At 65.2% G+C, this 25,659-nt stretch carries 29 protein-coding genes and 1 pseudogene; 16 read left to right on the top strand and 14 right to left on the bottom strand.

Annotation, left to right across the window (positions count from 1 at the left end):
* Nucleotides 1-44 precede the first annotated feature (44 nt).
* From SH203_RS15240 to SH203_RS04040, 3 genes are all read right to left on the bottom strand, one after another.
* Complete coding sequence (locus SH203_RS15240; protein WP_143275682.1) at nucleotides 45-554, bottom strand: hypothetical protein; 510 nt, start codon at nucleotides 552-554, stop codon at nucleotides 45-47.
* The gene (locus SH203_RS04045; protein ID WP_087119598.1) at nucleotides 551-2,017 is read right to left on the bottom strand and encodes an HD domain-containing protein; all 1,467 of its coding nucleotides are present in this window, start codon (nucleotides 2,015-2,017) and stop codon (nucleotides 551-553) included. The genes SH203_RS15240 and SH203_RS04045 overlap by 4 nt, the downstream gene beginning before the upstream one ends.
* A gap of 105 nt (nucleotides 2,018-2,122) precedes the next feature.
* The gene (locus SH203_RS04040) at nucleotides 2,123-2,875 is read right to left on the bottom strand and encodes a hypothetical protein (protein ID WP_087119597.1); all 753 of its coding nucleotides are present in this window, start codon (nucleotides 2,873-2,875) and stop codon (nucleotides 2,123-2,125) included.
* A gap of 164 nt (nucleotides 2,876-3,039) precedes the next feature.
* Here SH203_RS04040 and SH203_RS04035 point away from each other — a divergent pair, with 164 nt between their 5' ends.
* The gene (locus tag SH203_RS04035) at nucleotides 3,040-3,603 is read left to right on the top strand and encodes a hypothetical protein (RefSeq protein WP_087119596.1); all 564 of its coding nucleotides are present in this window, start codon (nucleotides 3,040-3,042) and stop codon (nucleotides 3,601-3,603) included.
* A gap of 295 nt (nucleotides 3,604-3,898) precedes the next feature.
* Entirely contained in the window at nucleotides 3,899-5,386 is a 1,488-nt protein-coding gene (locus SH203_RS04030) for a DEAD/DEAH box helicase (RefSeq protein ID WP_087119595.1), read from the top strand.
* A gap of 195 nt (nucleotides 5,387-5,581) precedes the next feature.
* Here the strand turns inward: SH203_RS04030 and SH203_RS04025 are convergent, their stop codons facing one another.
* Complete coding sequence (locus tag SH203_RS04025; RefSeq protein ID WP_234989375.1) at nucleotides 5,582-6,934, bottom strand: OmpP1/FadL family transporter; 1,353 nt, start codon at nucleotides 6,932-6,934, stop codon at nucleotides 5,582-5,584.
* Between the two features lie 342 nt (nucleotides 6,935-7,276).
* Here SH203_RS04025 and map point away from each other — a divergent pair, with 342 nt between their 5' ends.
* The 10 genes from map (at nucleotide 7,277) to SH203_RS03975 (ending at nucleotide 13,901) form a co-directional block, all read left to right on the top strand.
* On the top strand, nucleotides 7,277-8,095 hold the full coding sequence (gene map, locus SH203_RS04020) for a type I methionyl aminopeptidase (RefSeq protein ID WP_087119593.1): 819 nt from the start codon (nucleotides 7,277-7,279) through the stop codon (nucleotides 8,093-8,095).
* Between the two features lie 93 nt (nucleotides 8,096-8,188).
* Complete coding sequence (locus SH203_RS04015; protein ID WP_087119592.1) at nucleotides 8,189-8,803, top strand: TetR/AcrR family transcriptional regulator; 615 nt, start codon at nucleotides 8,189-8,191, stop codon at nucleotides 8,801-8,803.
* Between the two features lie 103 nt (nucleotides 8,804-8,906).
* Nucleotides 8,907-9,983 carry a DUF418 domain-containing protein gene (locus SH203_RS04010; RefSeq protein WP_200808805.1) on the top strand — a complete coding sequence of 359 codons (1,077 nt, stop codon included), beginning with the start codon at nucleotides 8,907-8,909 and terminating at the stop codon, nucleotides 9,981-9,983.
* Between the two features lie 87 nt (nucleotides 9,984-10,070).
* Nucleotides 10,071-10,805, top strand: a complete 735-nt coding sequence (gene radC / locus SH203_RS04005; protein WP_087119591.1) for a DNA repair protein RadC — start codon at nucleotides 10,071-10,073, stop codon at nucleotides 10,803-10,805.
* The gene (locus tag SH203_RS04000) at nucleotides 10,802-11,320 is read left to right on the top strand and encodes a GNAT family N-acetyltransferase (RefSeq protein WP_087119590.1); all 519 of its coding nucleotides are present in this window, start codon (nucleotides 10,802-10,804) and stop codon (nucleotides 11,318-11,320) included. Before radC ends, SH203_RS04000 begins: the two co-directional genes overlap by 4 nt.
* A 56-nt stretch (nucleotides 11,321-11,376) precedes the next feature.
* Complete coding sequence (locus SH203_RS03995) at nucleotides 11,377-11,619, top strand: BolA/IbaG family iron-sulfur metabolism protein (protein WP_087119589.1); 243 nt, start codon at nucleotides 11,377-11,379, stop codon at nucleotides 11,617-11,619.
* 4 nt (nucleotides 11,620-11,623) lie between these two features.
* Complete coding sequence (locus SH203_RS03990) at nucleotides 11,624-12,529, top strand: aldo/keto reductase (RefSeq protein WP_087119588.1); 906 nt, start codon at nucleotides 11,624-11,626, stop codon at nucleotides 12,527-12,529.
* Nucleotides 12,530-12,619: 90 nt separating this feature from the next.
* Nucleotides 12,620-12,973, top strand: a complete 354-nt coding sequence (gene grxD, locus SH203_RS03985) for a Grx4 family monothiol glutaredoxin (RefSeq protein WP_087119587.1) — start codon at nucleotides 12,620-12,622, stop codon at nucleotides 12,971-12,973.
* Entirely contained in the window at nucleotides 12,973-13,407 is a 435-nt protein-coding gene (locus SH203_RS03980) for a thioesterase family protein (protein WP_087119586.1), read from the top strand. The genes grxD and SH203_RS03980 overlap by 1 nt, the downstream gene beginning before the upstream one ends.
* A gap of 104 nt (nucleotides 13,408-13,511) precedes the next feature.
* Nucleotides 13,512-13,901, top strand: a complete 390-nt coding sequence (locus SH203_RS03975) for a type II toxin-antitoxin system PemK/MazF family toxin (protein ID WP_143275680.1) — start codon at nucleotides 13,512-13,514, stop codon at nucleotides 13,899-13,901.
* Nucleotides 13,902-14,012: 111 nt separating this feature from the next.
* On the opposite strand, the gene SH203_RS03970 is transcribed toward SH203_RS03975, so the two are convergent.
* From SH203_RS03970 to rpsD, 4 genes are all read right to left on the bottom strand, one after another.
* Complete coding sequence (locus SH203_RS03970; protein ID WP_234989374.1) at nucleotides 14,013-14,393, bottom strand: hypothetical protein; 381 nt, start codon at nucleotides 14,391-14,393, stop codon at nucleotides 14,013-14,015.
* A gap of 256 nt (nucleotides 14,394-14,649) precedes the next feature.
* Nucleotides 14,650-17,007, bottom strand: a complete 2,358-nt coding sequence (locus SH203_RS03965; RefSeq protein WP_087119583.1) for an EAL domain-containing protein — start codon at nucleotides 17,005-17,007, stop codon at nucleotides 14,650-14,652.
* Nucleotides 17,008-17,118: 111 nt separating this feature from the next.
* Complete coding sequence (locus tag SH203_RS03960) at nucleotides 17,119-17,502, bottom strand: hypothetical protein (protein ID WP_087119582.1); 384 nt, start codon at nucleotides 17,500-17,502, stop codon at nucleotides 17,119-17,121.
* A gap of 132 nt (nucleotides 17,503-17,634) precedes the next feature.
* Entirely contained in the window at nucleotides 17,635-18,252 is a 618-nt protein-coding gene (gene rpsD, locus SH203_RS03955) for a 30S ribosomal protein S4 (RefSeq protein ID WP_017504690.1), read from the bottom strand.
* A 286-nt stretch (nucleotides 18,253-18,538) separates the two neighbouring features.
* Here rpsD and SH203_RS03950 point away from each other — a divergent pair, with 286 nt between their 5' ends.
* The gene (locus tag SH203_RS03950) at nucleotides 18,539-18,760 is read left to right on the top strand and encodes a hypothetical protein (protein ID WP_087119581.1); all 222 of its coding nucleotides are present in this window, start codon (nucleotides 18,539-18,541) and stop codon (nucleotides 18,758-18,760) included.
* A 78-nt stretch (nucleotides 18,761-18,838) separates the two neighbouring features.
* Here SH203_RS03950 and SH203_RS03945 read toward each other — a convergent pair whose 3' ends face one another.
* From SH203_RS03945 to SH203_RS03925, 5 genes are all read right to left on the bottom strand, one after another.
* Nucleotides 18,839-19,450: a superoxide dismutase gene (locus SH203_RS03945; protein ID WP_087119580.1), complete on the bottom strand. Its 612-nt coding sequence runs from the start codon at nucleotides 19,448-19,450 to the stop codon at nucleotides 18,839-18,841.
* 106 nt (nucleotides 19,451-19,556) lie between these two features.
* Nucleotides 19,557-19,781, bottom strand: a complete 225-nt coding sequence (locus SH203_RS03940) for a hypothetical protein (RefSeq protein WP_087119579.1) — start codon at nucleotides 19,779-19,781, stop codon at nucleotides 19,557-19,559.
* A 224-nt stretch (nucleotides 19,782-20,005) separates the two neighbouring features.
* Entirely contained in the window at nucleotides 20,006-20,839 is an 834-nt protein-coding gene (fghA, locus tag SH203_RS03935; RefSeq protein WP_087119578.1) for an S-formylglutathione hydrolase, read from the bottom strand.
* Nucleotides 20,840-21,226, bottom strand: coding sequence for a VOC family protein (locus SH203_RS03930; protein ID WP_087119577.1), 387 nt, complete (start codon nucleotides 21,224-21,226; stop codon nucleotides 20,840-20,842).
* 64 nt (nucleotides 21,227-21,290) lie between these two features.
* Nucleotides 21,291-22,397 (bottom strand): S-(hydroxymethyl)glutathione dehydrogenase/class III alcohol dehydrogenase, encoded by a 1,107-nt coding sequence (locus tag SH203_RS03925; protein WP_087119576.1) that lies wholly within the window; start codon nucleotides 22,395-22,397, stop codon nucleotides 21,291-21,293.
* A 169-nt stretch (nucleotides 22,398-22,566) separates the two neighbouring features.
* Here SH203_RS03925 and SH203_RS03920 point away from each other — a divergent pair, with 169 nt between their 5' ends.
* Both SH203_RS03920 and SH203_RS03915 read left to right on the top strand, forming a co-directional pair.
* Nucleotides 22,567-23,460 (top strand): LysR family transcriptional regulator, encoded by an 894-nt coding sequence (locus SH203_RS03920; protein WP_087119575.1) that lies wholly within the window; start codon nucleotides 22,567-22,569, stop codon nucleotides 23,458-23,460.
* A complete protein-coding gene (locus SH203_RS03915; RefSeq protein WP_087119574.1) occupies nucleotides 23,457-24,164 on the top strand; it encodes an NAD-dependent deacylase in 708 nt (235 codons plus the stop codon). The genes SH203_RS03920 and SH203_RS03915 overlap by 4 nt, the downstream gene beginning before the upstream one ends.
* A gap of 279 nt (nucleotides 24,165-24,443) precedes the next feature.
* Here the strand turns inward: SH203_RS03915 and SH203_RS03910 are convergent, their stop codons facing one another.
* Nucleotides 24,444-24,995 (bottom strand): OmpA family protein, encoded by a 552-nt coding sequence (locus tag SH203_RS03910; protein ID WP_087119573.1) that lies wholly within the window; start codon nucleotides 24,993-24,995, stop codon nucleotides 24,444-24,446.
* Nucleotides 24,996-25,371: 376 nt separating this feature from the next.
* Between SH203_RS03910 and SH203_RS03905 the strand changes: the two are divergent.
* Nucleotides 25,372-25,659: pseudogene (locus tag SH203_RS03905) on the top strand (hypothetical protein); the annotation flags it as partial.

The raw sequence follows: 25,659 nt of genomic DNA, 5'->3' as shown, positions 1-25,659 counted from the left end.
AGGGCAAGCGAACCAAAGCTGCATATCTAGCGCGGGGTATACGTTTAAATAATTGCAGGCAGCTTTACTGGAGTATTGACCCGCATAAACTCACGATAGAGCTCCTTGGCTTGCGATAGACGTGCCCTCGTTACTTTTTCAGGCTTGCGTGCGGCAAGTTCGCCCCAAGGATCAGCCTCTCCTTGTGAAGCCAAGAAAGCAGCGGTGGCTGCCAGTTCAAGTACAATGGAGTCAGCATCTTTTGCGATCTCAATAATCTGATCACGCTCAAGGTTTCCGGAAGATTCACGTCTATCTGAGCCATAGACAGAGTATAAACCGCCCCACTTCGCCCGCCCCTGCTTCTCAGAAATGTAGCCAAGGGCAACGGCGCGATCAGCAGTGATCGTTAAGTCTTCGCTAAATGGGCCAAATAGATGGTAATCGAAGGAAAATCCAAAACCAACTCCGGTCATTTCTAGCAAGGCGAAGGTCTTTTGAAGGCGAGTTTTACCAACGATCTCACCGGCAGACTTAACTACAAGCGCTACACTTTTAGCGGTCACGGTGCTCATTGCGAAGCTTCCTCTATGATTCTCTCTATTTCCCGCACTTCAGCCCTATCCCGGCCATAAAGCCGGTAGGCTTTATAGTCGGAAAGAGAGTTAACGGCGGGTGACATTTCTGCCAAATCGTGAAGATCTTTTCCGGCAGCCACATGTATGCGGGAAAACAACCTCGACGAATCGACGCGCTTATATGGGCTTCTAGGCGCCGTGTCCTCCAAGAACAAAGGCACGTTATCTGCCATTTGGGTCAGGAGTCCTCGTTCGGCGACCATCTCTGCAACCCGAGCCACACGCCTGGCAGCCTCCGCGCCACGCGCGGCTTGAGCGTCGGCATCGTCGTCTTCCTTAGGCAATCCGAAAGATCGCATCATGCGGTTCGTGACGTCGATGCACTTGTAGATTTTCCGATCTCGAAGACGGATGGCGAGTTCGGCAACTGCTCCATCGGGCGCGAGAGACATCGAATTGAGAGAGCCAAGCACAACCGTGTCGTCCAGAGCCAAGAAGTTCTCGATATCTTCAGCATCGCGGAGAAACTGCACCAAGGGGTGTGTCGAATGCAGGCCAGCTTTTTCTTCTGATCCCTCCTGGACAAGTTCTGCTATCCGGAAAACCAAGGCTGTGAATATTTTCTCCAGACCTCTCGTGGTTTTGTGAAAATACACGTTCTTGTACAGATATAATAAACTGAAAATATACCCTTCTGCAGCGACAACTGCCTTCTCGTTAATGACGAAAGTGTAAGCTTTTCTCACAAACTTTCCGTCCTGCCCCACTGGAACTTTCTGAACCTCCAGATTGCTCAAAAGCCAATCGAAATCTATGCCGGACTGCTGGGTCCCTGACATCATGCGATCTCGCCTCATATAGTCGAGGCGATCAGCATCCATTTGGCTCGAAACTATCGACGCATAGATGTTTGTTGGAAATTCAGCCTCAATCAGGTCCGCGATTTGCTCAGGCAGCTCAGGATAATCTTCAAACGCCTCCTGCATTTCGTCAGTCTGCATAATTTGGCGAGTCCGAAGCTCGTGTTTTCGACCCTTTTTGAGTTTTTTAAGTGCGTCCTCGAACGCGTGGCTAAACGGTCCATGACCCACGTCATGAACTAAAGCAGCGGCAATAGCGATCTGCGCGTCCGACTGCCTGTAGTGGTCGTTGCCTAGGCTCTTTCGAACAACTTCTGCCAGCAATCTAGCGGTGTGGAATACGCCGATACTATGAGACAGTCTCGTATGTGAAGCACCTGGATAGGTATATTCAGAGAAGCCAAGCTGCTTAACTCGACGTAACCGCTGCATTGGTCGGGTTTGGAGAACCTTCCAGCACGTCTGTTCGAAATCGCCGCCATCAAACTCGATGAGATTGTGAACTGGATCCCGTACGCGCTGAGACTTTCCCATTTGCCGTTCTGCTCGTGTAGCCCCTGCCAGTTGGCAACCCTGACGTGATTCCTTCACATTTTCCATGACGAGAACTTCATATCATGTTCTTGGTTTGTTCTCCACTTTTTGAGTAGCAAAGATTTCAGAGTCAATTTTCTCGACCCGCTCCTCGCTCTCAAGAACCTGCCCTCACAACTCATCCAGCGTCTTGTCCCACTCCTCCATCGTCACTCTCCCCCGCAGGGGGCCAAGGAAGAGGTCGAGGCCCTGGGAGATGCGGCGGTCCTGTTCGCGTTCGATGACGGGGTCGAGGCCGGCGGCGCGCAGCTGATCCTCCAGCGCGGCGATGCGGCGGTCCAGCTGGACGCGGCGGGCCAGTTGGGCGTGGCCCCATTCGGTGTTGGCGCGCTCCAGCTTCTGCTTCGCCTGCCAATATTGGCCGCGCAGTTCCCAGTCGCTCTTGTCGCTGGTGTTCATGGCGAAGCGGCGCTCGGCCTCGGCCTCATTGGTCAGGATGTCGAAGATCAGTTGCAGGGGGGCGTTTTTCACCGTCAGGCGGGCGGCGCGGCCGGGGCCGTCGCGGTCGGCCAGTTTGCGATAGGTCTCGGCCAGCGCCGCCAGGGCGCGGGCCTGGGCGAAGTCCTGGGCGTGCAGGGCGCGGCCCGAGGCCTGGGCGGCGGCGCGGGCCAGGGCGGCGGGATCATTGGGGTCGTCGGGCGACAGGTCGGCCGCGTCCTGAGGCGACAGGGGCTGGAGCGCAGGCGTCGCGGCCTCGCTGCGCGGATGGCGGGACCAGCCCTCCTTCGTCGCGCGGGCGCGGATGGAGGCCTCGGTCACGTCGTGGCGGGCGGCGACGGTCTTGGCGTCGAGACCGGACAGATAGTCCTTTCGGACCTGGGTCCAGACCTCGGGCGGTTTGATCTTGTAGCGGCGTTTTTCCATGCGGACATTATGGGGCGGTCTCTACCCCAGGCCGGAAGAAGGTCGATTTTCGAGGCTAGAGATTTGATTTTCCACATCGCGACATGTCAGGGGTCACGCGCCAGCTGTGCATGAGGCGCGGGTGCGACCGATGATGACGCAGGGGCGTGCGACACCCCTGCCCCATGAGCCAGGGCATACATCGCAAGATCAGGCCGGACGCCGTCTGGGCCGAGGTCAGGAAGGCGTGGGAGGACGGCGAGACCGCGCGGTCCGTCGCCGCCCGCTATGACGTCGGGGTTCACGCCCTGTGGAAGCGGCGCGAGGCGGAAGGCTGGAAACGGCCCGAGCCGACGCTGGGGCCGATCGAGCCGGCCGAGGGCTGGGACCGGCATATCCAGGCGCGGCGCGACGCCTTCAACGCCCAGCTGGAGGACGCGCGGGCGCTGGCGGAATGTCTGGCGGCGGCGATGACGGACGAGCGGCTGATGCAGGCGCCGCACTGGCATATTCCGTGGCTGTATCACTGGCGCGCGACGCATCTGGGGCCCGAGGCGACGGCGAGGGACCGGGCGCGGGCGATCGAGACGGGGCAGCCGTGGGCCGAGCGGTTCTGGGACGCGGACGGGACGCTGAAGCCGCTGGCGTGGCTGGATCTGGAGATGGCGCGGCTGCATCCCGAGGACTGGCGCGCGGCCATCGGCCTGCCCGACGGCCTGCCCGAGGCGGCGATACGATACGCGCCCTGAGGGGCGTCGCAGTTGACTTATCGGCGATAAGCGCCCATTTGCGCGGCGTCGCACAATCGCGATCTCCGGCGTCTCCAGCGCGTGTGGGTCCCACCCGGACCTGTCTGTAGAAGCCGCCGGCCCCTCATATCCATTCGCTGCCCGGACACGCGGGGCGGCGCCCGATCCACCCCGCAGGCCTCCTCCCCCAGGCCCCGTCGGGACTGGCGGTGCGCGGCCCGACGGCGTCATGCCATGGCTGATCGCGCCCTGCCGCTACGCGAAAGATACTGCTGTGAGCACCACATTCGAATCCATGGGCCTGAACAAGGCCCTGCTGCAGGCCCTGGCCTCGACCGGCTACACCAAGCCGACGCCGATCCAGGAAAAGGCCATCCCCGACGTCATGGCCGGCAAGGATCTGCTGGGCATCGCCCAGACCGGCACCGGCAAGACCGCCGCCTTCGCCCTGCCGATCCTGCATCGCCTGGCCGAGAACCGCATTCCGCCCCGGCCGCGCACGACGCGCGTGCTGGTCCTGAGCCCCACGCGTGAGCTGGCCACCCAGATCGGCGACAGCTTCAAGGCTTACGGCGCGCACCTGGGCTTCCGGGTCGCCGTGATCTTCGGCGGCGTGAAATACGGCGCCCAGGAGCGGGCCCTGCAACAGGGTCTGGACATCCTGATCGCCGCGCCCGGCCGCCTGCTGGACCACATCCAGCAGAAGAACCTTGACCTGTCCTCGACCGAGATCTTCGTGCTGGACGAGGCCGACCAGATGCTGGACCTGGGCTTCATCAAGCCGATCCGCCAGATCGTCTCCAAGATCCCGGCCAAGCGCCAGAACCTGTTCTTCTCGGCGACCATGCCCGGCGAGATCGGCAAGCTGGCGGGCGAACTGCTGAAGGACCCGGTCAAGGTCCAGGTCACGCCGCAATCGACCACCGTGCAGCGCATCAGCCAGTCGGTCGTCTATATCGAACAGGGCAGGAAGCGCGCCCTGCTGACCGAGATGTTCAGCGACCCCGAATACACGCGCTGCCTGGTCTTCACCAAGACCAAGCACGGCGCCGACAAGGTCGCGGCCTATCTGGAAGCCGGCGGCGTCGAGGCCGGCGCCATCCATGGCAACAAGTCCCAGCCCCAGCGTGAGCGCACGTTGGAAGCCTTCAAGAAGGGCAAGCTGCGGGTGCTGGTCGCCACCGACATCGCCGCGCGCGGCATCGACGTGGACGGCGTCTCGCACGTGGTGAACTTCGAACTGCCGCACGTGCCGGAAAGCTACGTCCACCGCATCGGCCGCACCGCGCGGGCGGGCAAGGACGGCACGGCCGTCAGCTTCGTGGCGGGCGATGAGATGAAGCTGCTGCGCGACATCGAAAAGGTCACGCGCCAGAAGATTCCGGCCGCCGATCGCCGCAACGACAAACAGCTGGCGGCGCTGGACGCCTCCATCATGTCGGCGGGCGTGGCCAAGAAGGCGACCCTGCCGGAACGCGAGGGCGGCGAACGCAACGAAGGCGGCCGGGGCGGTCGCGGGCGTCGCAACCCGCACCGCGACGGCGTGCGCCCGGAAGGCGGCGGTCAGCCCCACCGCCAGCGCCGCAACCGCCCCGGCGGCGAAGCGGCGGCCCCGCGTCCCGAAAAGACCTACAACCCGATGGCCGGCGAGAAGACCACGCCGCGCGAACCCCGCCAGGCCGATACGCGCAAGTCGGAGCCGCGTCCCGAAGGCGAGATGAAGCGCCGCCCCCGCCGCCGCCCGTCGAACGGCGGCAAGGGTTACGGCGCGGCCAAGGGGTGAGTTTTCCCGGCCGTCACCCTCGGGCTTGACCCGAGGGCCGGCGGTTCTGACGCATTGCGCCTGAACCGACACACAGCCCGATCCGCGCCCGGTCCTCGGGTCAAGCCCGAGGATGACGCGGAGAAAAGGCGGACGAACTAAAAACGGCGGCTCCTTTGCGGGAGCCGCCGTTCTCATGTCAGGGGTGTGCGGACCTTAGAAGTTCCAGCTGGCGCCCAGCGAGAAGCCGACGCCGTTGCCCCGCGCGTCGCCGCGCAGGTTGGAGACGACCAGGCCGTTGCCATAGACGTCGCGGGTGTCGTTGATCGCGGCGTCGCTGATGTCGATATAGGTCACGGCGCCGTCGAACGTCATCGAACCCACGGTCTTGGACAGGCCGGCGGCATAGAGCCAGCGGTCGCCGTCGGGGATGCGGGCGGTGCGGTGATCGTCCGGGGTCGGGGTCGGGTCGTAGCCGACGCCCGCGCGGAAGGTCATGGTCGGATCGATCTTGTAGTCGAAGCCGACCGCGCCGGTGGTGACGTCGTCATAGTCCTGAACGATGGTCGAGGCGCCGGTGGCGCCGTAGTTGACGCGGATGGCGTCGAACTTGCTCCAGCCGATCTGGTTGACCTGGGCGTTCAGGGTCAGGCGGTCGTTGACGGCGTAACGGGCAGAGATGGTGGCGTACCACGGCGTGGTGAACTTGGCCGTGCCGTCCGCCGAGACGTTGGCGCCGGCCAGAACCCCGGTCAGGCCCGAGATGTTCACCGTGCCGTCAAGCTCGTGCTTGATTTCCGAACGGTACGACAGACCCAGGTCCAGCTTGCCGAAGTGCATCTGGGCGCCGGCGTTCCAGCCGTAGTTCCAGCCGTCGCCCTCCAGCTGGTTGCGGCCGTCGGTGGAGGGCGAGATCACATAGGCGGGCGACAGGACGGCCGGGATCGGCGCGTTCGGCAGAGCCGAGGACAGGGTGGCCTTGGCGTACTGGGCGTCGAAGCCCGCGCCGATGTCCAGCCAGTCCGTGACCTTGGCGGCGGCGACCAGGCTGACGTTGGCCGAGCGCAGTTCCGAGGTCAGGGCGTCGTAGCGGGCGAAGTCGTCCGGCAGATATTTGGTGGTGAAGTTGTAGGGCGCCTGGACCGCCAGACCGACGTTGAAGCGGTCGCCGATCGGGGTCGAGATGGCGAAGTTCGGCACGATGCCGCTTTCGACCACGTCATGAACGTGCGGATCGCCGTTGACGGGATAGGTGCGGCTGACCACGCCGAGGCCGGTGACGGGGACGTTGTAGGTCAGGCTGGAGCCGCGGTCGTCGACGCTGGAATCCAGGATCAGGCCGTGCATGCCCATATAGACTTCGCGCTGGGTGCCGGCGATGGCGGCGGGGTTCCACCACAGCGACTGGACGCCCTTGTCGGCGCCGACGCCGGCGTTGGCGCGACCCTGGGCGCGGGTCGACTGTTCCTGAACGTAGAAGGAGCCGGCCATGGCGGGGGCGGCGACGCCGGCCAGAAGGGCGGAGGTCAGGGCGATGCCGCCCATGCGAGCGATGTTCCTGGAGGTCATGGATACTTCCTAAGTAGGCCCCCGCCATCAACGCGGCGGTGGGGTGTCGGGGGAGAGACGTTGCCGCAGCGCTTTCGACCGGAAAGCGTTGCATGCATGGCCGCTCTCTGCTCCGATCCGGGCGAAACTGTGTCGCAAAAGCTGCACAAGATCACACCCGCGAGAGGTTCCGTTGCGGCAAGAAGCCTTCGTCAAATCACGAACTTACGCAGCGGAAACCGCGCACCGAACGCTGATCGCGGATTTCCTTGCCGCCACCCCTCGCCCCAAGATCGCCTTGTGCATCCATGATATAAGGGCCATCTGCAACACGCTCCGCCTTCAAGCCTGATCGAAGTCCCCATGTACGAAACGCCCGAACTGGAAACCGACGTCCTGGTCCGTTCCAGCGCCATCCGCGTCCACGCCCCCGAAGATTTCGAGGGGATGCGCAAGGCCGGCCGTCTGGTCGCCGAAGCCCTGGACATGATCGCCGCCCATGTGAAACCGGGCGTGACGACCGGAGAGATCGACGACTTGGTGCGCGAGTTCACCCTGGACCACGGCGGCCTGCCCGCCTGCCTGGGCTACAAGGGCTATGAGAAGACCGTCTGCACCTCGATCAACCACGTCGTCTGCCACGGCATTCCCGGCGACAAGGTTCTGAAGGACGGCGACATCGTCAACATCGACCACACCGTCATCGTCGACGGCTGGCACGGCGATTCCAGCCGCATGTATGCGGTCGGCGAGATCAACGCCCGCGCCAAACGCCTGATCGACGTCACCTATCAGTCGCTGGAACTGGGCCTGGAACAGGTCAAGCCGGGCAATACGTTCGGCGACATCGGCTTCGCCATCCAGAAGTTCGTCGAGGCCCAGCGCATGAGCGTGGTGCGCGACTTCTGCGGCCACGGCATCGGCCGCGTCTTCCACGACAGCCCCAACGTCCTGCACTACGGCCGTCGCGGCGAGGGCGCGGTTCTGAAGCCCGGCATGTTCTTCACCGTCGAACCGATGGTGAACCTGGGCAAGCCGCAGGTGAAGGTGCTGTCCGACGGCTGGACCGCCGTGACCCGCGACAAATCCCTGTCCGCCCAGTGCGAACACACCATCGGCGTGACCGAAGACGGGCTAGAAATCTTCACCGTGTCGCCGGCGGGACTGTTCCGGCCGAACTGACCGTTCTTTTCTGAAAATGATCAATCTGGCGCTGGACAAACTTGTTTGCCCAATTAATAAACCGATCACTCTGTTTATTTTAATAGCCCGATAGTGCGCACGATTGATCCTGACAAACACGCGGCCCGACGCGAGGCGATCGTGGAAGCGGCCCGCGCCTGTGTCGCCGAACTGGGTTTTCACGGCGCCAGCATCCAGACGGTCTGCACCAAGGCCGGCGTGAGCTCAGGCAAGCTGTTCCACTATTTCGAGAACAAGAGGGCGCTGATGCTGGCCGTGGTCGAGGATCAGGGCCAGAGACTTCAGTCGCACCTCGACCTGCTGGTGAAAGAAGCGGACGCCGCCGAGGCCGTGTTGGGGTTCATGGACGACATCCTGTCCTTGGCCAGCGACGGCGCCGAGACCCGTTTGATCCTTGAGATCGCGGCGGAGGCGGCACGCGATCAGGCGGTCGCGGCCTTGGTGCGCGATCAGGATTCATGTCTGTCCAACGGACTGGAGAGTCTGGTGGCCAGGGCCGTGGCGGTCGGCGCCGCAAAGCCTATGCTGTCGGAACGCCAGACAGCCGATCTGTTGATGCTGATGATCGACGGCGTCTTCAGCCGCGTGTCGTCGAACAGCAGTTTTGATCCCGAGGCCGAACGGGCGCCCCTGCGCAAGGTGCTGGCCATGGTTCTGGGCCTCAATGCGACGCCTGACCATGACTGAGGTGCGGCGCATCATCAATCTGGACGCCCTGCGCGGCTTCGCCCTGTTCGGCATATTGCTGGTCAACATCCTGGCCTTCTCGTCCACCCGCTATGGAGAGGGCGTGGCCGATGCAGCCAGGTCTGGCCTGGACGTGACCCTGGGGCTGATCGTCTCCGGCGTGTTCGAGCTGAAATTCTACCTGCTGTTTTCGGTTCTGTTCGGATACAGCCTGACACTGCAGATGCAGTCGGCTGCGAAGGCAAGAGCGTCGTTCTTCCCTCGGATTTTGCGGCGCCAGGCGGGCCTGTTCGTCATCGGCCTGATGCATGCCGTGCTGTTCTTTCACGGGGACATTCTGACCACCTACGCGCTTCTGGGACTTGTGCTTCTGGTCTTCTACAAGGTCCAGGACCGGTGGCTGATCGCGGGCGCTGTCATCCTAATCGTTCTGACCGCCTGCCTGTGGCTGGCGCTTGCGGCCTTGCAGGCCCAGGCGCCGTCAACGACTGATCCCGTCCTGATCGAACAAACTGCGCGGCGGGCCGCGACGGCGTATCGCGACAGTCCAGCCTCGATCATGCGCCAACACCTGTCGGACCTGGCCGAGTTCGCGCCGCTGCTTATGATGCTGCAGGCGCCGTGCGCCTTCGCCATGTTCCTGATCGGGTTCATGCTGGGACGCAGACGGTTTCTTGAAACGCCGCAATCCTATCAGCCCACACTGCGCATTAGCCTGCTGGTCGGCCTGTTGATCGGACTGCCGGGCGCCGCCGCCTATGCCGTCGCCACCCAGTTCCTTCCCGGCACGGCCTGGGAAACGGCCGCCCTTGGGCTTTCGATCCTGACAGCGCCCCTGCTCAGCCTCGCGATGGCGTCCGGCCTTTTCCTGATCTTCGATTCAGGACGGATGGGCGCGGCGATCCAATATCTGGCCAGCGCCGGTCGAATGGCCCTGAGCAACTATCTGATGCAGTCCGTCGCCTGCGCTCTGATCTTTCATGGATACGGATTGCGGTTGCTCAATCACATGGGCTTGGCGCAGGTCCTGACTCTAGCGGTGGCGATCTACGTCGCGCAGTTGGCGCTCAGCCGATGGTGGTTGAAGCGATGGCGATATGGCCCGGTGGAATGGCTTCTGCGCGCCGTCACGATCAGCGGCTGGCCGCAGTGGCGATTGGACGCCGCCCAAAAGACCTGAAGACGGCATCGCCATGTCGTTATGGTTGCATTCGTCGCTACGCCCCGTTTAAGCCTGACCCCAGATGGGAGCAGATAGGATCGGAGCATGGGAAAGGTCGAGGCGGAGTCCAACTCTCGAAGCCAGCCCCGCCACAGCGGTCATCGCGACCGGCTGCGCGAGCGGGCGGCGAAGGGCGGACTGGGCGCCCTGCCCGACTATGAGTTGCTGGAGCTGCTGCTGTTCCGCAGCGTGCCCTACAAGGACACCAAGCCGCTGGCCAAGGACTTGTTGGCGCGGTTCGGCGGGCTGGAGGGGATCGGGGCGGCCAGCCACGAGGCGGTCGAGGATCAGGTCGCGCGGTCCATGGGCTATGTCGCCGGCAAGGCGACGCGGGCGGTGGCGCTGGACCTGCAGTTGATCTTCGACGTGACGCGGCGCATCGCGCGCGAGCCGGCCGCCAAACGCGCCGTGATCTCGTCTTGGACGGCGCTCTTGGCCTATGTGCGCGTCGCCCTGCAGCACGAGCCCCGCGAGCAGTTCCGGGTTCTGTATCTGGACAAGAAGAACCAGCTGATCCTGGACGAGGTGCAGAACCGGGGCACGGTGGATCATGCGCCGGTCTATCCGCGCGAGGTGGTGCGGCGGGCGCTGGAGCTGTCGGCCAGCGCCCTGATCCTGGTCCACAACCATCCGTCGGGCGACCCCACGCCCAGCCGCGCCGACGTCGAGATGACGAAACAGGTTGTGCAGGCCGGGCGGGCGCTTAACGTCGAGGTTCACGACCATCTGGTCGTCGGCCGCGACGGGGTGGCCAGTCTGAAGCAACTGGGGCTGATGTGATCGACACCGTTCTGACGACCGAACGACTGGTGCTGAAGCCGGCCGCGACGACCGATTTCGACGACCTGATCGGCCTGTGGTCCAACGAGGACTTCACCCGCCACATCATGGGGCGGGCGCTGGGGGCTGAGGAGGTGTGGTTCCGGTTGCTGCGCGACATCGGCCACTGGACGGCGCTGGGGCATGGCAACTGGTCGATCCGGCTGAAGGACGGCGGCGCCTATGTGGGCAGCGTCGGGGTGCTGGACTATCGCCGCGAGCTGGAGCCCGCTCTGGACGCGCCGGAGCTGGGATGGGGCGTGGCGCCGGCGTTTCAGGGCATGGGATATGCGGCCGAGGCGGTTTCGGCGGCCCTGGCCTGGACCGAGGCGGCGGGCATGGCGCGCACCGTCTGCATGATCGCGCCGGAGAACCTGGCCTCGTTGAAGCTGGCGGCCCGCGTCGGCTTTCGCGCCTATGGGGTGACGACCTACAAGGACCATCGGGTCCAGCTGTTCGAGCGCGCGGCGACGTAGGCCGCCATTAAGGTTTATCGGGCAGTCTGGCGGCGAAAGTTCGCAAGAGTCTTCCCATGCCCATGTCCGTCGAAACGCTGCGCCAGCATCTGGTCGAGGCCTTTCCCGACGCCGAGATCGCCATTGAGGATTTAGCCGGCGACGGCGACCATTACCGCGCCCGCATCGTGTCCAGCGCCTTTTCCGGGGCGCCGCGCGTGCGTCAGCACCAGATGGTCTATGCGGCGCTGAAGGGACAGATGGGCGGCGAACTGCACGCCCTGGCGCTGGAAACCTCCGCGCCGGCCAAGGAGGGATAGAGCCATGCGCTATCGCCCGTTCGGCGCCTCGGGCGCCGCGATCTCGAACCTGACGCTCAGCTTCGGGGCGGCGGCGCTGGCGCGCGGGCGGGCGGCGGGGCTGGACCTGCTGTATTCGGCGCTGGAGGCGGGGATCAACAGCTACCGGCTGGAGACCGCCGATCCGGTCGCGGCCGAGGTGCTGGGCGAGGCCCTGTCCCATGTGGAGCGCGAACTGGTCCAGGTCAGCGTGACTCTGGGCGTCGGCGACGGCCAGCAGGGCCCGGTCCGCGACTTCTCGGCCGAGGGGATGACCGGCGCCATCGATCGGGTGCTGCATTTCTCGGGCCTGGGCTGGATCGACATGGCCGTTCTGCACGAACCGGGCGAGACCGAGCTGGCGCAGTCGTCGCTGGCGGCGCTGAAGGCGCTGCGAAAGACCGGGCGCATCCGGCTCCTGGGCATCGCCGGCGGCGGGCCGGTGATGGACGCCTATGTCTCCACCGGGGCGTTCGACGCCCTTTTGACCCCGTTCGACATCAACGCCGGCTGGTCCATCCGCAACCGTATCCGCTCGGCGCGCGAACAGGACATGGCCGTCTTCGCCTATGACTTCTACATCGACCGCCGCTCGCGCGAGCCGGACGCGCCGGTGTTCAAGAAGGGACTGTTCGGCCTGGGCGGCGGCAAGCGGCCGGCGAATACGCCAAAGAAGGACGCCTTCGGCTTCCTGTACCGCACCCCGAACTGGACGGCGGAGACCATCTGCCTGTCCTACGTCCTGACCGACCCGTCGGTGTCCAGCGTGATTGTCGCGCCGATCGACACCGACCGGCTGGCGCTGCTGGCCGCCGCGCCCGAGCGGGACATGCCGCCGGGCCTGGCCGCGCAGATCGAGATGGCCCGCATGGCGGCCAACGCCGCCGCCTGATCGCGACTCAGGACGATGCAGAACGTCGCGGACGCCTTGACCGCGCGCGTCGCGCTCCCTAGCTGACGGGCTTCACGAAAGGCCCTTCCCGTGACCGACACCGTTCAAGCCGCCGATCCCGTCCACGCCTTCATCGGCGACACCGTCGCCCAGCACGACGTGGTGCTGTTCATGAAGGGCACGCCCGATCAGCCGCGCTGCGGCTTCTCGTCCCTGGCGGTGCAGATCCTGGATCACGTGGGCGCCGCCTTCGTGGGCGTGGACGTGCTGCAGGACGAAGCCCTGCGCGAAGGCATCAAGACCTTCACCGACTGGCCCACCATTCCGCAGCTCTATGTGAAGGGCGAGTTCGTGGGCGGATCGGACATCATCCGCGAAATGTTCCAGGCCGGCGAACTTCAGGCCCTGATGGCCGAAAAGGGCGTTCCGCTCGGCGAGGCCTGATGGCCAGGAAGACCCTGACCCCGCGCGAGGACCGCGAGGTCTTCGTCGTGCCGCTGGACGTGCGGCTCGAACACATCGACGCCAACGGCCACGTCAACAACGTCGTCTATGTCGGCTGGCTGCAGGACGCGGGCACGGCCCACTGGAACGCCCGCTTCGACGAAGCGACGCGGGCGAAATGGTCGTGGGTCGCGACCCGGCACGAGATCGACTACCTGCGCGGCATCGCGCCCGACGCCGTGGGCGTGGTCGCCCGCACCTGGGTCGGAGAGCCGCAGGGGCCGCGCTTCAACCGCTATGTCCGCATCGAGGACGGCGAGGGCCGCGTCTGCGCCCAGGGCGTCACCGAATGGGTTCTGGTGAACGCCGGAACCCTGAGGCCCCAGCGCATTCCGCCAGAGATGCTGAGCGTGTTCGAGGCGACAGGCGGCTGAAGCCTGAGGGAAACTGCCCCAAGGTTGCCATTGACATCACCCATGATTGAAAATCATGATGCCCATGATTGTCGGGGCACGTGTATTTGCAACATGATCCATCCTTGAAGATCAAGGCTGCGCCAGCCATCCGGCAGATGTACTGGTGCGACTTCTGGACAGACTCGACCACGCCCGAGATGGGAAAGAAACGTCCTGTCGTGGTCATTTCCTACAAGAACAGTCTTCATGGCGTTGCGCTGGTCGTGCCGACCTCGACCGACCCGCAGCAAGGCGCGAGCGCCAAATGGGCGCACAAACTGTCTTTTCAGCCGGACGGCGCAAGGGATTCCTGGGTGGTGTGCAACCACCTCTATACCGTCAGCACCAAACGGCTTGAGCCGTTGCGCGGCTCTGTCATTCCCCGTCTGTCGGAGGATGAGTTCAATCGAATCCTGCGTCTGATCCAGAAGTGGATGCCGCAGCTTCCAGCGACAAACACACCCACGGGTTGACAGGTCATTCGGCAACGACCATCTTCAATCTACACGCGGCCTTGAAAGAGTGTCCGTTTCCCGAAAGGGAGTGACTGGCGAAGGGCGTCCGCAAGGACGCCCTTTCGTTTTTTACTTCAGCGGATTGAGGATGCGGGCGGGCGTGCCGGGGTCCAGGCCCAGGTCGGCGTAGGTCCAGCGCAGTTCGACGCCGTTGGGGACCAGGGCCTTGCACAGATCCTGTTTGGTGCGGTGCAGGGTGATCTCGGCGGGCGAGCCGTCCGAAACCGCCACCTCGAAATCCGACGCCTGGGTGCAGCCATTGGAATCGACGCGCGCGACCAGGGCGCCGTCGGCGAAACGGGCCTCGCGGATGGCCTCGGCCGGCGGGGCGTCGTTGCGGGCCAGATTGACCGAAACCTTCTCGCCCGCGTCGCTGTCATAGATGACGCAGGCCGACAGCAGCGGCGCGACCAAAGCCGCGACCGCCAGACCCTTCACAAGACCGCGCATCACTGACCTGCGGCGGGGGCGGTGATGACACGCGTAGTCGGCTTTTCGGTCGAGACGATGATGCAGCCCGACAGCAGAGGCGCGGCGATGGCGATGGCGATGGCGAGACGAAGCATTTGGGTTCCCCTTTGAAAGCTTGACCCTTTGTGCCGCGCGGGTCGTGTCCGCACACGTGAATTATCGGCAAGCTGGATGAACAATCGGAAAGGCGATCACCCGCCCTGCCCCGAATGACGATCCTCGCGCTTTCGGTCCGTCAGGCGGCGGCCGTGACCCTGTCGGGGTTCCACAGGACGCGGGCGGCGGGCTGGACCTCGGCTTCGGCGGTCTTTTGCGGCCGGCCCAGCAGATAGCCCTGAACCTCGTCGCACCCCTGGTCGCGCAGGAAGCTGAGCTGATCCAGCGTCTCCACCCCCTCGGCCAGGACCGGGATATGCAGGCTTTCGCCCAGGGCGAGGACGGCGCGGATGATGGCGGCGGATTCCGGCCCGCCGTCCAGTTCGGACATGAAGGAGCGGTCCAGCTTGATCTTGTCGAACGGGAAGGCCCGAAGGGTCGACAGGGAGGAATAGCCGGTGCCGAAGTCGTCCATGGCGATGGAGACGCCCAGCAGCTTCAGCTGGCGCAGCACATGGGTCGTGCGCTCCATGTCGGTGATCATGGCCGTCTCGGTGATCTCCAGCTCCAGCCGCGAGGGCGACAGGCCGGTTTCGATCAGAACCTGATGCACCAGGCGCGGCAGATCGACGTGACCCAGCTGGACCGGCGACAGATTGACGGCGATCTTGTGCGGTACGGGCCAGGCGGCCGCCTCGGCGCAGGCGGTGCGCAGCACCCACTCGCCGATCGGCAGGATCAGGCCGTTTTCCTCGGCCAGGGGGATGAAGTCGGCCGGCGAGACGAACGTCCCGTCCGGCTGTATCCAGCGCAGCAACACTTCATAGCCGGTGACGGCGCCGGTATCGACCGCGGCCTGGATTTGCCAGTTCAGGCTGAACTGGCCCTGATCCAGCGCCTCGCGCATCTGCTGGGCCATGCGGCGGCGGACGCGAACCGCCTCGTCCATCTCTTCCTCGTAGAAACAGATGTCGACGCTGAGAGACGCCTTGGCCCGATACATGGCCAAGTCGGCGTCGTTGATCAGGGCCGAGGCGTTGTCGGCGTCGTCGGGCCAGACGGCGATGCCGACGCTGAGACCGCAGGACACCTCGGCATGGTCCAGAACGACCGGCGCCGTGACGGCGTCGCGCAGGCGTTCGGCCAGGTCCAGGGCGTCCTCGCGATGTTGGACCGGCACGACGGCGACGAACTCGTCCCCGCCCAGGCGGGCCACGAACTCGCCGGGACGCAGGGTCGCGCGCATTCGCTCGGCGACCTGAATCAACAACTGGTCGCCGGCGGCGTGGCCGTGGACGTCGTTGACCTCCTTGAAGCGATCCATGTCCATGGCCAGCAGGGCCACCTTGCCGGACGGGACGGGATCGGCGGTCTGGCGCGTCAGCCATTCCAGGAAGGACGAACGATTGGGCAGGCCCGTCAGGCTGTCGTTGCGAGCCAGATGGGCGATGCGACGCTCCTGGGCCAGGCGGGTGCGCAGGTCGCGCACCGCATAGATCATGATGTCGCTCTCGACCGCATGGCCGCCGTCGCGACGGACGGCGATCTCGACCGGAATCTCGGCCCCCGCCGGGCCGGCGATGCGGGACTGGGTCAGGGCGCCCGTGCGAAGATGGGCGGCGTCGGCGATCCAGCGGGACAGGGGTTCGCCGACCAGGGCGCCGTGATCGACGCCGACCAGATCGGCGAAGGCGGCGTTGGCGGACAGGACCACGCCGTCCTGCGCGACCACCATGCCGTCCACGCTGCCTTCCAGCAGATGCTCCAGCCGCGCCTTGGCCTGGATGCGGAACTGCAGGTCCAGAACATAGGTGGCGACGCCGGCGCCCAGGATCATCAGGCCCACGGCCGCGACGGCGAAGGCCAGGGCGACATTGGCGCTGTCGCCGACGCTCGCATCCGTCAGGGGCGCCAGCGGGATCACCGTCATGGCGGCCATGCCGGTGAAATGCAGGGCCACGATGCCCAGGACCATCAGGACGACCGGCCCCAGCTTTCCGGGACGCCGCGCCAGATGGAAGGCCAGGCCGCCGAAGACCACCGCCCCCGCCACGGAGGCGCCGACATAAGCCGTCGACCAGTGGATGACCGCATCCGTCGCGAACCCCGCCATGCCGGTATAGTGCATGGCCGTCACCGTCAGGCCGAACAGCACTCCGCCCAGTTCGGCGGCCCCGCGCATGGCGCGCGAGGCGACCCACAGGGCCAGGCCGCTGCCCAGCATCGCCACGCCCAGCGACAGGCCCGTCAGCATGGGCTCGTAGCGGATGGCCGTCCCCGGCTCATAGGCGATCATGGCCACGAAATGGGTACACCAGATGGTCGCCCCCGTCGCGATCGCCCCCATGAAGGTCCAGGCCGGGCGGGCGCCCTTCTCGGCCGCGCGCAGGCGCCGGAAAAGCCGGAAGGTGATGATGGAGCCGATCAGGCAAAGCGCGGCGGCGAGACCGACCAGCCACAGATTGTGGTCGCCGGTCAGGCAGGTGAAGAAACGCATGAAAGCCACAAGACGCAACGAAACAGTCCCGCTTGCTAACGAAGGAGACTTAACCAGTCGCGCCCGAACAGGCTTAACGAATTCCTGTCGCCGGCGAGCCGGCCGTCGGAGTCAGGACCGCGGCAGCTGGTAGGGGTTGTTGACGCTGACCGGCGCGCCGGGGGTCAGGCCCAGTTCCTGGAAGGACCACTTCAGCTCGACCCCTTCGACCAGATCCTGACGGCACTTATCCTCGTCGATGCGACGCAGGGTGATGACGGCCTGGCCGTCCCGCAGGCTGACGATGGGGATCAGATCGTCCTTCTTGGTGCAGCCGTTGGAGCTGACCCAGAAGATGGCCTCGTCCTTGGTGAAGGTCGCGGCGTGGATGGATTCCAGCTGGCCCGGCATTCCGCGCGTCGAGACGGTCGGCTCGGACGTGGCGCAACCGGACAGGACGGCCGCGCAGGTCGCGGCGGCGACCAGGACGATGCGTTCGACGATGGAGCCGCTCAACCGACGACCTCCCCAGATCTCCAGGCCCGATGACCCAGAGTGCGCCTGTTCGCCCCGGAAGGGAACAGGGTGAAAAACGAAGGGCCCCGGACGAATCCGGGGCCCCTCAAACTCAATCGGTCGAAACCCGACTTACGAAGCGTAGTATTCGACGACCAGGTTCGGTTCCATCTTGACGGCGTAAGGCACGTCCGACAGTTCCGGCACGCGAACGTAGCGCACCGAGAACGAGCGGTCCGACAGTTCCAGATAGTCCGGCACGTCGCGTTCCGACGACTGCTGGGCTTCAAGCACCAGCGCCATGTTGCGCGACTTTTCCTTCACGGTGACGACGTCTTCCGGCTTCACGCGGTAGGAGGCGATGTCGACCTTCTTGCCGTTGACCAGAACGTGGCCGTGGCTGACGAACTGGCGGGCGGCCCAGACGGTCGGGACGAACTTGGCGCGATAGACGATGGCGTCCAGGCGCGATTCCAGCAGGCCGATCAGATTTTCCGAGGTGTTGCCCTTGCGGCGGGCGGCCTCGTCATAGGTCTTGGCGAACTGCTTCTCGGTGATGTTGCCGTAGTAGCCCTTCAGCTTCTGCTTGGCCTTCAGCTGCAGGCCGAAGTCGGAAACCTTGGACTTGCGGCGCTGGCCGTGCTGGCCGGGGCCGTAGGAACGCTTGTTGACCGGCGACTTGGAGCGGCCCCACAGGTTTTCACCCATGGCCCGGTCGATCTTGTACTTGGCGCTGTGGCGCTTGGACATTCTATTCTCTTTTCGACGATACGGCCCGGCATCCCCTGGATTGGGAATGCGATCTCAACGGCGGTCCACGCATCTTCCGTCATGACCGCGCCCGGCGGCGAACCGGCGGACGTGGAAGGCGGCGCTTATGGCCAGACCAGCCCGCAGAGTCAAGGCGTACAGGGTTGGGGCGCTCAGCGGCAAGGCTCGGCGGCCGTTAAGCACGATGGCCGGGAACGAAGGCGTCGCCCCGCCCATTTCGCCAGGTGTCGCAACCGAAGCCTGTATCCAGACAAGGAGGCGTGGAATGCATCGCGAAGACAAAAGCTTTCAAACCGGCCTGTCGGACCACGGTTTCGAGACGCTGAAACGCCAGCTGGTCGATCTGGTCGAACCGCTGACCGACGGTCAGTTGCTGGAACTGGCCGACGGCATCCACGAAATGCTGCGCCAGCGCCGGATGGTGCGCCGCCACCACGCCGAGCGGATGCAGGACCTGATGCCGGTCGGTATCGATTTGCGCATCTGAGCCGCAGTTGGCGGCCGGACATGAAAACGCCCGCCGGGGGTCCGGCGGGCGTCGTCGTATCGTGATCCCGGTCGGGGCTTACTTGGCCGCGGCGTAGAGTTCGTTGACCTTGTTCCAATTCACCACCGTCCAGAACGACTTCAGATAGTCGGCGCGGCGGTTCTGGTATTTCAGATAGTAGGCGTGTTCCCAGACGTCGGCGCCCAGAACGACGGCGCCCTTCTCGTCGGCGACGTCCATCAGCGGGTTGTCCTGGTTGGGGGTCGAGGTGATCTTCAGCTTGCCGTCCTGAACGATCAGCCAGGCCCAGCCCGAACCGAATTGCGCGGCGCCGGCGGCGTTGAAGTCTTCCTTGAACTTGTCCATCCCGCCCAGGTCTGCGTCGATGGCGGCCTTAAGCTCGGCCGAGGGCTCGCCGGCCTGATCGGCCGGGGCCAGCAGTTCCCAGAACAGGCTGTGGTTCCAGTGGCCGCCGCCGTTGTTGCGCACGGCCTTGGGGGCCTTGGACATGCTGGCGAAGATGTCTTCCAGCGACTTGCCCTGCAGGCTGGCGTCGGCGTCGACGGCCTTGTTCAGATTGTCGACATAGGTCTGGTGATGCTTGTCGTGGTGGAAGGTCATCGTCTCCTTATCGATGGCCGGCTCCAGCGCGTCATAGGCGTAGGGCAGCGGGGGCAGGGTGAAGGCCATGGGAGGTTCCTCTCGCGACAGATCTTGATGGGCAGCAGATAGGCGCCCGTTCGTAAAACCCAAGCGACAAAGCCGGGATTCGTTCCGACTTATCGGCCCGGAACGGTCAAGCTGGCAAGTTCGCCTTCAGGCAGTCGCGCACCGCCCGCTTCAGATCGCCCGGCGCATTGGGCTCGTCCACGCCCTCGGCGGCGAAGACCGCGCGAACGGCGGCGTCCAGCCCCTTGGGCAGAGCCTCGACCACCCGCTTCTGACCCTTTTCGTGCAGGCAGAAGCCCACCTCGCGGCACAGGGCGGAAAACAGGGGTTCGTAAGGGTCGAGAGCGCTCATGGCGCCCCTGTAGCATTGGGGCAGCCATGGGGACAGATGATGCGAGGAAGCCCCCAAGATTCGGCGCGCCCCTACCCCATGCCCGTCATCCTCGCCCTTGTGGCGAGGATCCATACTCCTGGCGGCGCCTCTTGGGCATAGTATCCATGAAAGCCGTTTCGGCCCTTCGAAAGCGGAGTTTATGGCTCCTCGCCACAAGGGCGAGGATGACGATCAGGGTTGAATCAGGTCTTCAACCGCTCGGCGTGGAAGGCGATGTGGTCGGCGATGAAGGTGGTCATGAAGAAGTAGGAGTGGTCGTAGCCGGGCTGCATCCGCAGGGTGATCTTCTGGCCGGCAGCGTCGGCGGCGGCCTGCAGCAGGTCGGGCTTCAGCTGGTCGGTCAGGAAACTGTCGGCGTCGCCCTGGTCGATCAGGATGTCGTCATAAACGCCGCGCGCGGCGCCGCTTTCGATCAGCCGGGCGGCGTCGTGGCGGTCCCAGGCGGCGCGGTCGTCGCCAAGGTAGGCGGTGAAGGCCTTTTCGCCCCAGGGGCAGCGGGTCGGCGAGCAGATGGGGGCGAAGGCGGAGACGGAACGGAACAGGTCGGGGTGGTTCAGCGCCAGGGTCAGGGCGCCGTGGCCGCCCATGGAATGGCCGCTGATCGCGCGGGCGCCGGTGGTCGGGAAGTTCGCGTCGATCATGGCGATCAACTCGTCCACGACATAGGTCTCCATGCGGAAATGCGGCGCCCAGGGCGCCTGCGTCGCATCCAGATAGAAGCCCGCCCCCTGCCCCAGATCATAGGCGGGATCGTCCGCCACGCCTTCGCCGCGCGGCGAGGTGTCGGGCGCCACGACGATGACGCCATGTTCGGCGGCGGCGGCATAGGCCCCCGCCTTGGTGGTGAAATTGTCCTCTGTGCAGGTCAGACCGGACAGCCAGATCAGGACCGGAAACGGTCCTTCTCCGGCGGGAACGAAGACCGACAGGGTCATGGGCGTGCCCGTCGTCGCGCTGTCGTGCTTCAGATAGCGCAGGGTTCCGCCGTGGACGACGTGGGTCTTCGTGGTTTCCATTCAGGCGCTCTTTCGGTGCATGGCGCAAATCTTGTTGCCGGCGGGGTCGCGCAGATAGGCCAGGATCAGCGCGCCGAACGGACCGTTGCGCTCGCCGGGCGGGTCTTCGATGGCGCGGCCGCCGGCGGAGACCCCCGCGTCATGGAAGGCCTGAACCGCGTCGGCGTCCTTGGCGTAGAAGCCGATGGTGCCGCCGTTGGCGTGGCAGGCCGGTTCGCCGTCGATGGGCTTGCCCACCGCAAAGGCGCCCAGCCGCGTCCGCCACCAGTATCGTCCCTTGGGGTCCGGCCCCTGCCCGGGTTCGACGCCCAGGGCGCCGAGCGCGGCGTCATAGAACCGGCGCGACGCCTCGACGTCGTTTGCGCCGACGGTGACGTGGGTGAACATGGTCAAACCTCCCTAATCCAAGTCCGTTTCCATAGACAACGAACCCGGGCGCACCGCAAGTCGATCAGAAGACCACGACGCTGCGGATGCTCTTGCCCTCATGCATCAGGTCGAAAGCCTTGTTGATGTCTTCCAGGCCGAAGGTGTGGGTGATCATCGGGTCGATCTCGATCTTGCCGTCCATGTACCAGTCGACGATCCTGGGCGTGTCGGTGCGGCCGCGCGCGCCGCCGAAGGCCGAACCGCGCCAGACGCGGCCCGTCACCAGTTGGAACGGGCGGGTGGCGATCTCCTTGCCGGATTCAGCCACGCCGATGACGACGCTTTCACCCCAGCCGCGATGGCAGGCCTCAAGCGCCTGGCGCATGACCACCGTGTTGCCGGTGCAGTCGAAGGTGTAGTCCGCACCGCCGCCGGTCAGTTCGACCAGATGGGCCACCACGTCTGAAACATCTTTCGGATTGACGAAATGGGTCATGCCGAAGCGGCGGCCCCATTCTTCCTTGTCGCCGTTGATGTCCACGCCCACGATCATGTCGGCGCCGACCATCTTCAAGCCCTGAATGACGTTCAGGCCGATGCCGCCCAGACCAAAGACCACGGCGTTGGCGCCCGGCTCGACCTTGGCCGTATTGACCACGGCGCCCACGCCCGTCGTCACGCCGCAACCGACGTAGCAGGCCTTGTCGAAGGGCGCGTCCTTCCTGATCTTGGCCACCGCGATCTCGGGCAGGACGGTGAAGTTCGAGAAGGTCGAGCAACCCATATAGTGGGCGATGGCCTGGCCCTTGTAGCTGAAGCGCGAGGTGCCGTCGGGCATCAAACCCTTGCCCTGCGTTGCGCGGATCGAGGTGCAGAGGTTGGTCTTGCGCGACAGGCACGACTTACACTGACGGCATTCGGGCGTGTAAAGCGGGATGACGTGATCGCCGACCTCGACCGAGGTCACGCCGGGTCCGACCTCGACCACCACGCCCGCGCCCTCGTGACCCAGGATGCTCGGAAAAAGGCCCTCGCTATCCAGACCGTCCAGCGTATAGGCGTCGGTGTGGCAGATGCCGGTGGCCTTGATCTCGATCAGCACCTCGCCCGCGCGCGGCCCCTCCAGATCGACCTCGACGATCTCCAGCGGACGTTTGGCTTCAAAGGCGACGGCGGCGCGGGTTTTCATGATTTCAGGTCCTCTGGAGGCCCCTATCGCTCGCCGCGCGGCGGCGCGCTGCTTGAGGGACAGGCGGTGAGTTTATTGGGGTTTCTTCTACGCTTCAGGCTGGGCGTGGAAAGCGCGACAAACGCAAAACATTATTGTCACCCGGCAACAATCCTGATCCAAAGCGCGCATGAGCAGCCGCTGGGACGGGATCGACGAATTCACCGCTGTCGCCGAACAGGCCAGCTTCTCGGCCGCCGCGCGTCGGCTGGGTCTGTCGACCTCGGCCGTCAGCCGCGAGATCGCGCGGCTGGAAGACCGGCTGCAGACGCGCCTGCTGCACCGCACGACCCGCAGGGTGGAACTGACCGACGCGGGCCGCGACTTCCTGACCCGCTGCCGCCGGCTGATCGACGAGCGGGACGAGGCCCTGGCCGCCGTCCGCCCCGACGACCAGGCCCCGCGCGGCCTGCTGCGGATGACCTGTTCCGTCTCCTATGGCGAGCGGTTCATCGCCCCCGCCGTCAACGCCTTCGCCCGCCAGAACCCGGAACTGCGGATCGAACTGGACCTGGACAACCGGCTGCGCGACCTGGTGGGCGACGGCTATGATCTGGCGGTGCGGTTCGGGCATCTGACCGATTCCCGGCTGATGGCGCGGCGTCTGGCGTCGCGGCGGCTGATCTTGTGCGCCAGTCCCGACTATCTGGAGAAGCGGGGCGCGCCGCGCGACCTGTCCGAAATCGCCAGCCACGACGGGCTGATCGGCTCGGCCGAGCATTGGCGTTTCACCGAGGCGGGACGCGAGGTGACCTTGCGCCCCGTCGGCCGCTGGCGCTGCAATTCGGGCGCGGCGGTGCTGGATGCGGCCTTGCAAGGGCTGGGCCTGTGCCAACTGCCGGACTTCTATGTGGCAGAGGCCCTGGCGTCGGGCGCCCTCGTCTCGCTGCTGGATGATGCCCGACCGCCCGACGAAGGCGTCTGGGCCGTCCACCCCCATCCCCGCCACGTCCCGCCCAAGGTGCGCGCCATGATCGACTGGCTGTATGATCGGCTGTCGTCCACCCGGAGAGCCCCCGCATGAACCTCGTCGTCCTGACCGGCGCCGGCATATCGGCCGAGAGCGGGGTGCCGACGTTTCGTGCGTCGGACGGTCTGTGGTGCGGCCATCGGATCGAGGATGTGGCGACGCCCGAAGGCTATGCGGCGGACCCGGCCCTGGTTCAGGACTTCTACAATCGGCGGCGGCGGCAGTTGGCCGAGGTTCGGCCCAATGCGGCGCATCGGGCGCTGGCGGACCTGGCGGCGCGGTGGGCGGGGGATTTCCTGCTGGTGACGCAGAACGTGGACGATCTGCACGACCGGGCGCACGCCGACACGCCGCCGGCCGAGGGGTTCGAATTGATCCATATGCATGGCGAACTGCTGAAAGGCCGCTGCACCCGGTCGGGCGCGGTGATGGACTGGACGGGCGACATGGCGGCGGATCAGGCCTCGCCCCACCATCCGCAGGGGTGGATGAGGCCGCACATCGTCTGGTTCGGAGAGACGCCGCTGGAGATGGCGCGGATCGAGCGGGCGCTGGCGCATTGCGACCTGTTCGTCTCCATCGGCACCTCGGGCGCGGTCTATCCGGCGGCGGGCTTCGTCGATCTGGCGCGTCGGGCCGGAGCGCGGACGGTGGAGATCAATCTGGAGCCGACCGCCGACGCGCGCCTGTTCGACGAGGGCGTCTATGGCCCGGCGACGCAGGCCGTGCCGGCCTTCCTCGACACTCTGACGCCCTAGAGCATTACTCCCCGCGATAGCGGGCTTTAGAGCGACAGATGGGTTCATCACAACGTACACAACGAGGCACGGCGGACACGACGAGGTCCGTGATTTCGTTGTGATCGTTGTGTCCCCCTGTGCGCGTTGTGATGGACCGAGACTTCGCAATGTCGGACAATCACGAACCCTGACGCCCGCTGACGCGGGAAACTTGGCCTGTGTTCGACCCAAGCGCGAACACGAAAAAAGGCGGCCGCATCTCTGCGACCGCCCCTTCGATCCTGGCGTCCAGACCGATCAGGCCAGGACGACGATGGTCACGCGGCGGTTCTGGGACCGGCCTTCGGGCGTGTCGTTCGAGGCGACCGGCTGTTCCTGACCATAGGAGATGGTCGCCATCCGGTTCAGGGCCACGCCCTGACGGTTCAGGAAGCGGCGCACGGCCTCGGCGCGCTGCTGGCCCAGTTCGTCGTTGTGCTGGGGCGTGCCGGTCGAGTCGGTATAGCCTTGGATTTCCAGATAAACGTTGCGGTTTTCGCTTTGCAGACGCTGGGCGAACTGGGCCAGGCGCTGCTCGGCCTCGGGCGACAGGGCCGCCGCGTCGGTGGGGAATTTCACGGAATCGTCGGACAGCACGACCTGATAGAGGAACTTGCCCTCGGCCAGTTTGTGCGCGTCGTTGGCGCGTTGCAGGGCCTGACCGGCCGTGCCTTCGACGGTGGTCACGCGGTTGTCGACGACTTCGACCTGATCACGCACGAAACGATGGCTGGCGCAGCCGCTGGCCGCAAAGCCGAGGGCGATGAGGGCGCCGCCGACGACCGCCGTCCTGAGTTTCGATCTGCTCAAGTTCTGTCTCCTTCTTGCCGGGGGCGCCACGCCCAGTTCATGCGCCAGATGAAAATGGCGTAGGCTGAAAGGCGGAGTAATGACGTGCTTTGGGCGGGAAGATGTCAGCTTGACCATAAGCCGGCGCCTGGATTTCGCAGATTTTCACCAGATCATGGAACCGGAGAGCGAGATGCAGCGTTGGTCCGCCGACGGCCATGCCGTATGGCGGGCCGATTGATCTCAATGAAATCTGAAACGCCGCCCGGTTGTATTCGGCCCAGCGCCTCTTTCCTGACGCGCGCGGATGTTTTCAACGGCCTGTCGTGATTTTTTACAGGCGTTTCGTTGCGATGACCATGCGACACAGGCTGTCGGCCGCATCACGGATGGGCGATTGAGACCGGCGCGGACACGGCGATGGGCGTTGGCGGCGACGCCGATCCTGGCGGCGCATCTGGGGCTGGGTCTGCTGATCGCCGCCCAGACGCCGGTCGCGCCCGAGGCGACTGAGCCGCCCCTGGTGATGGTGGAGCTGGTCGATCCGCCTCCCCCGCCGCCGCCCGCCCGGATCATCGCACCCGAGCCGTCGCCGAAGCCGGACGCCCCGGCCGCCGCCGCGTCGGCCGCGCCGCCGAAACCCGCGCCCCAGCGTCGCCCGCCGGCCGTGGCCGCCGCCCGGCCG

This window comes from Brevundimonas sp. SH203 (assembly GCF_002157625.1).
Lineage (GTDB): Bacteria > Pseudomonadota > Alphaproteobacteria > Caulobacterales > Caulobacteraceae > Brevundimonas.
The sequence above is the reverse complement of the archived record's forward strand: the minus strand, read 5'-3'. Positions and strand labels throughout refer to the sequence as shown.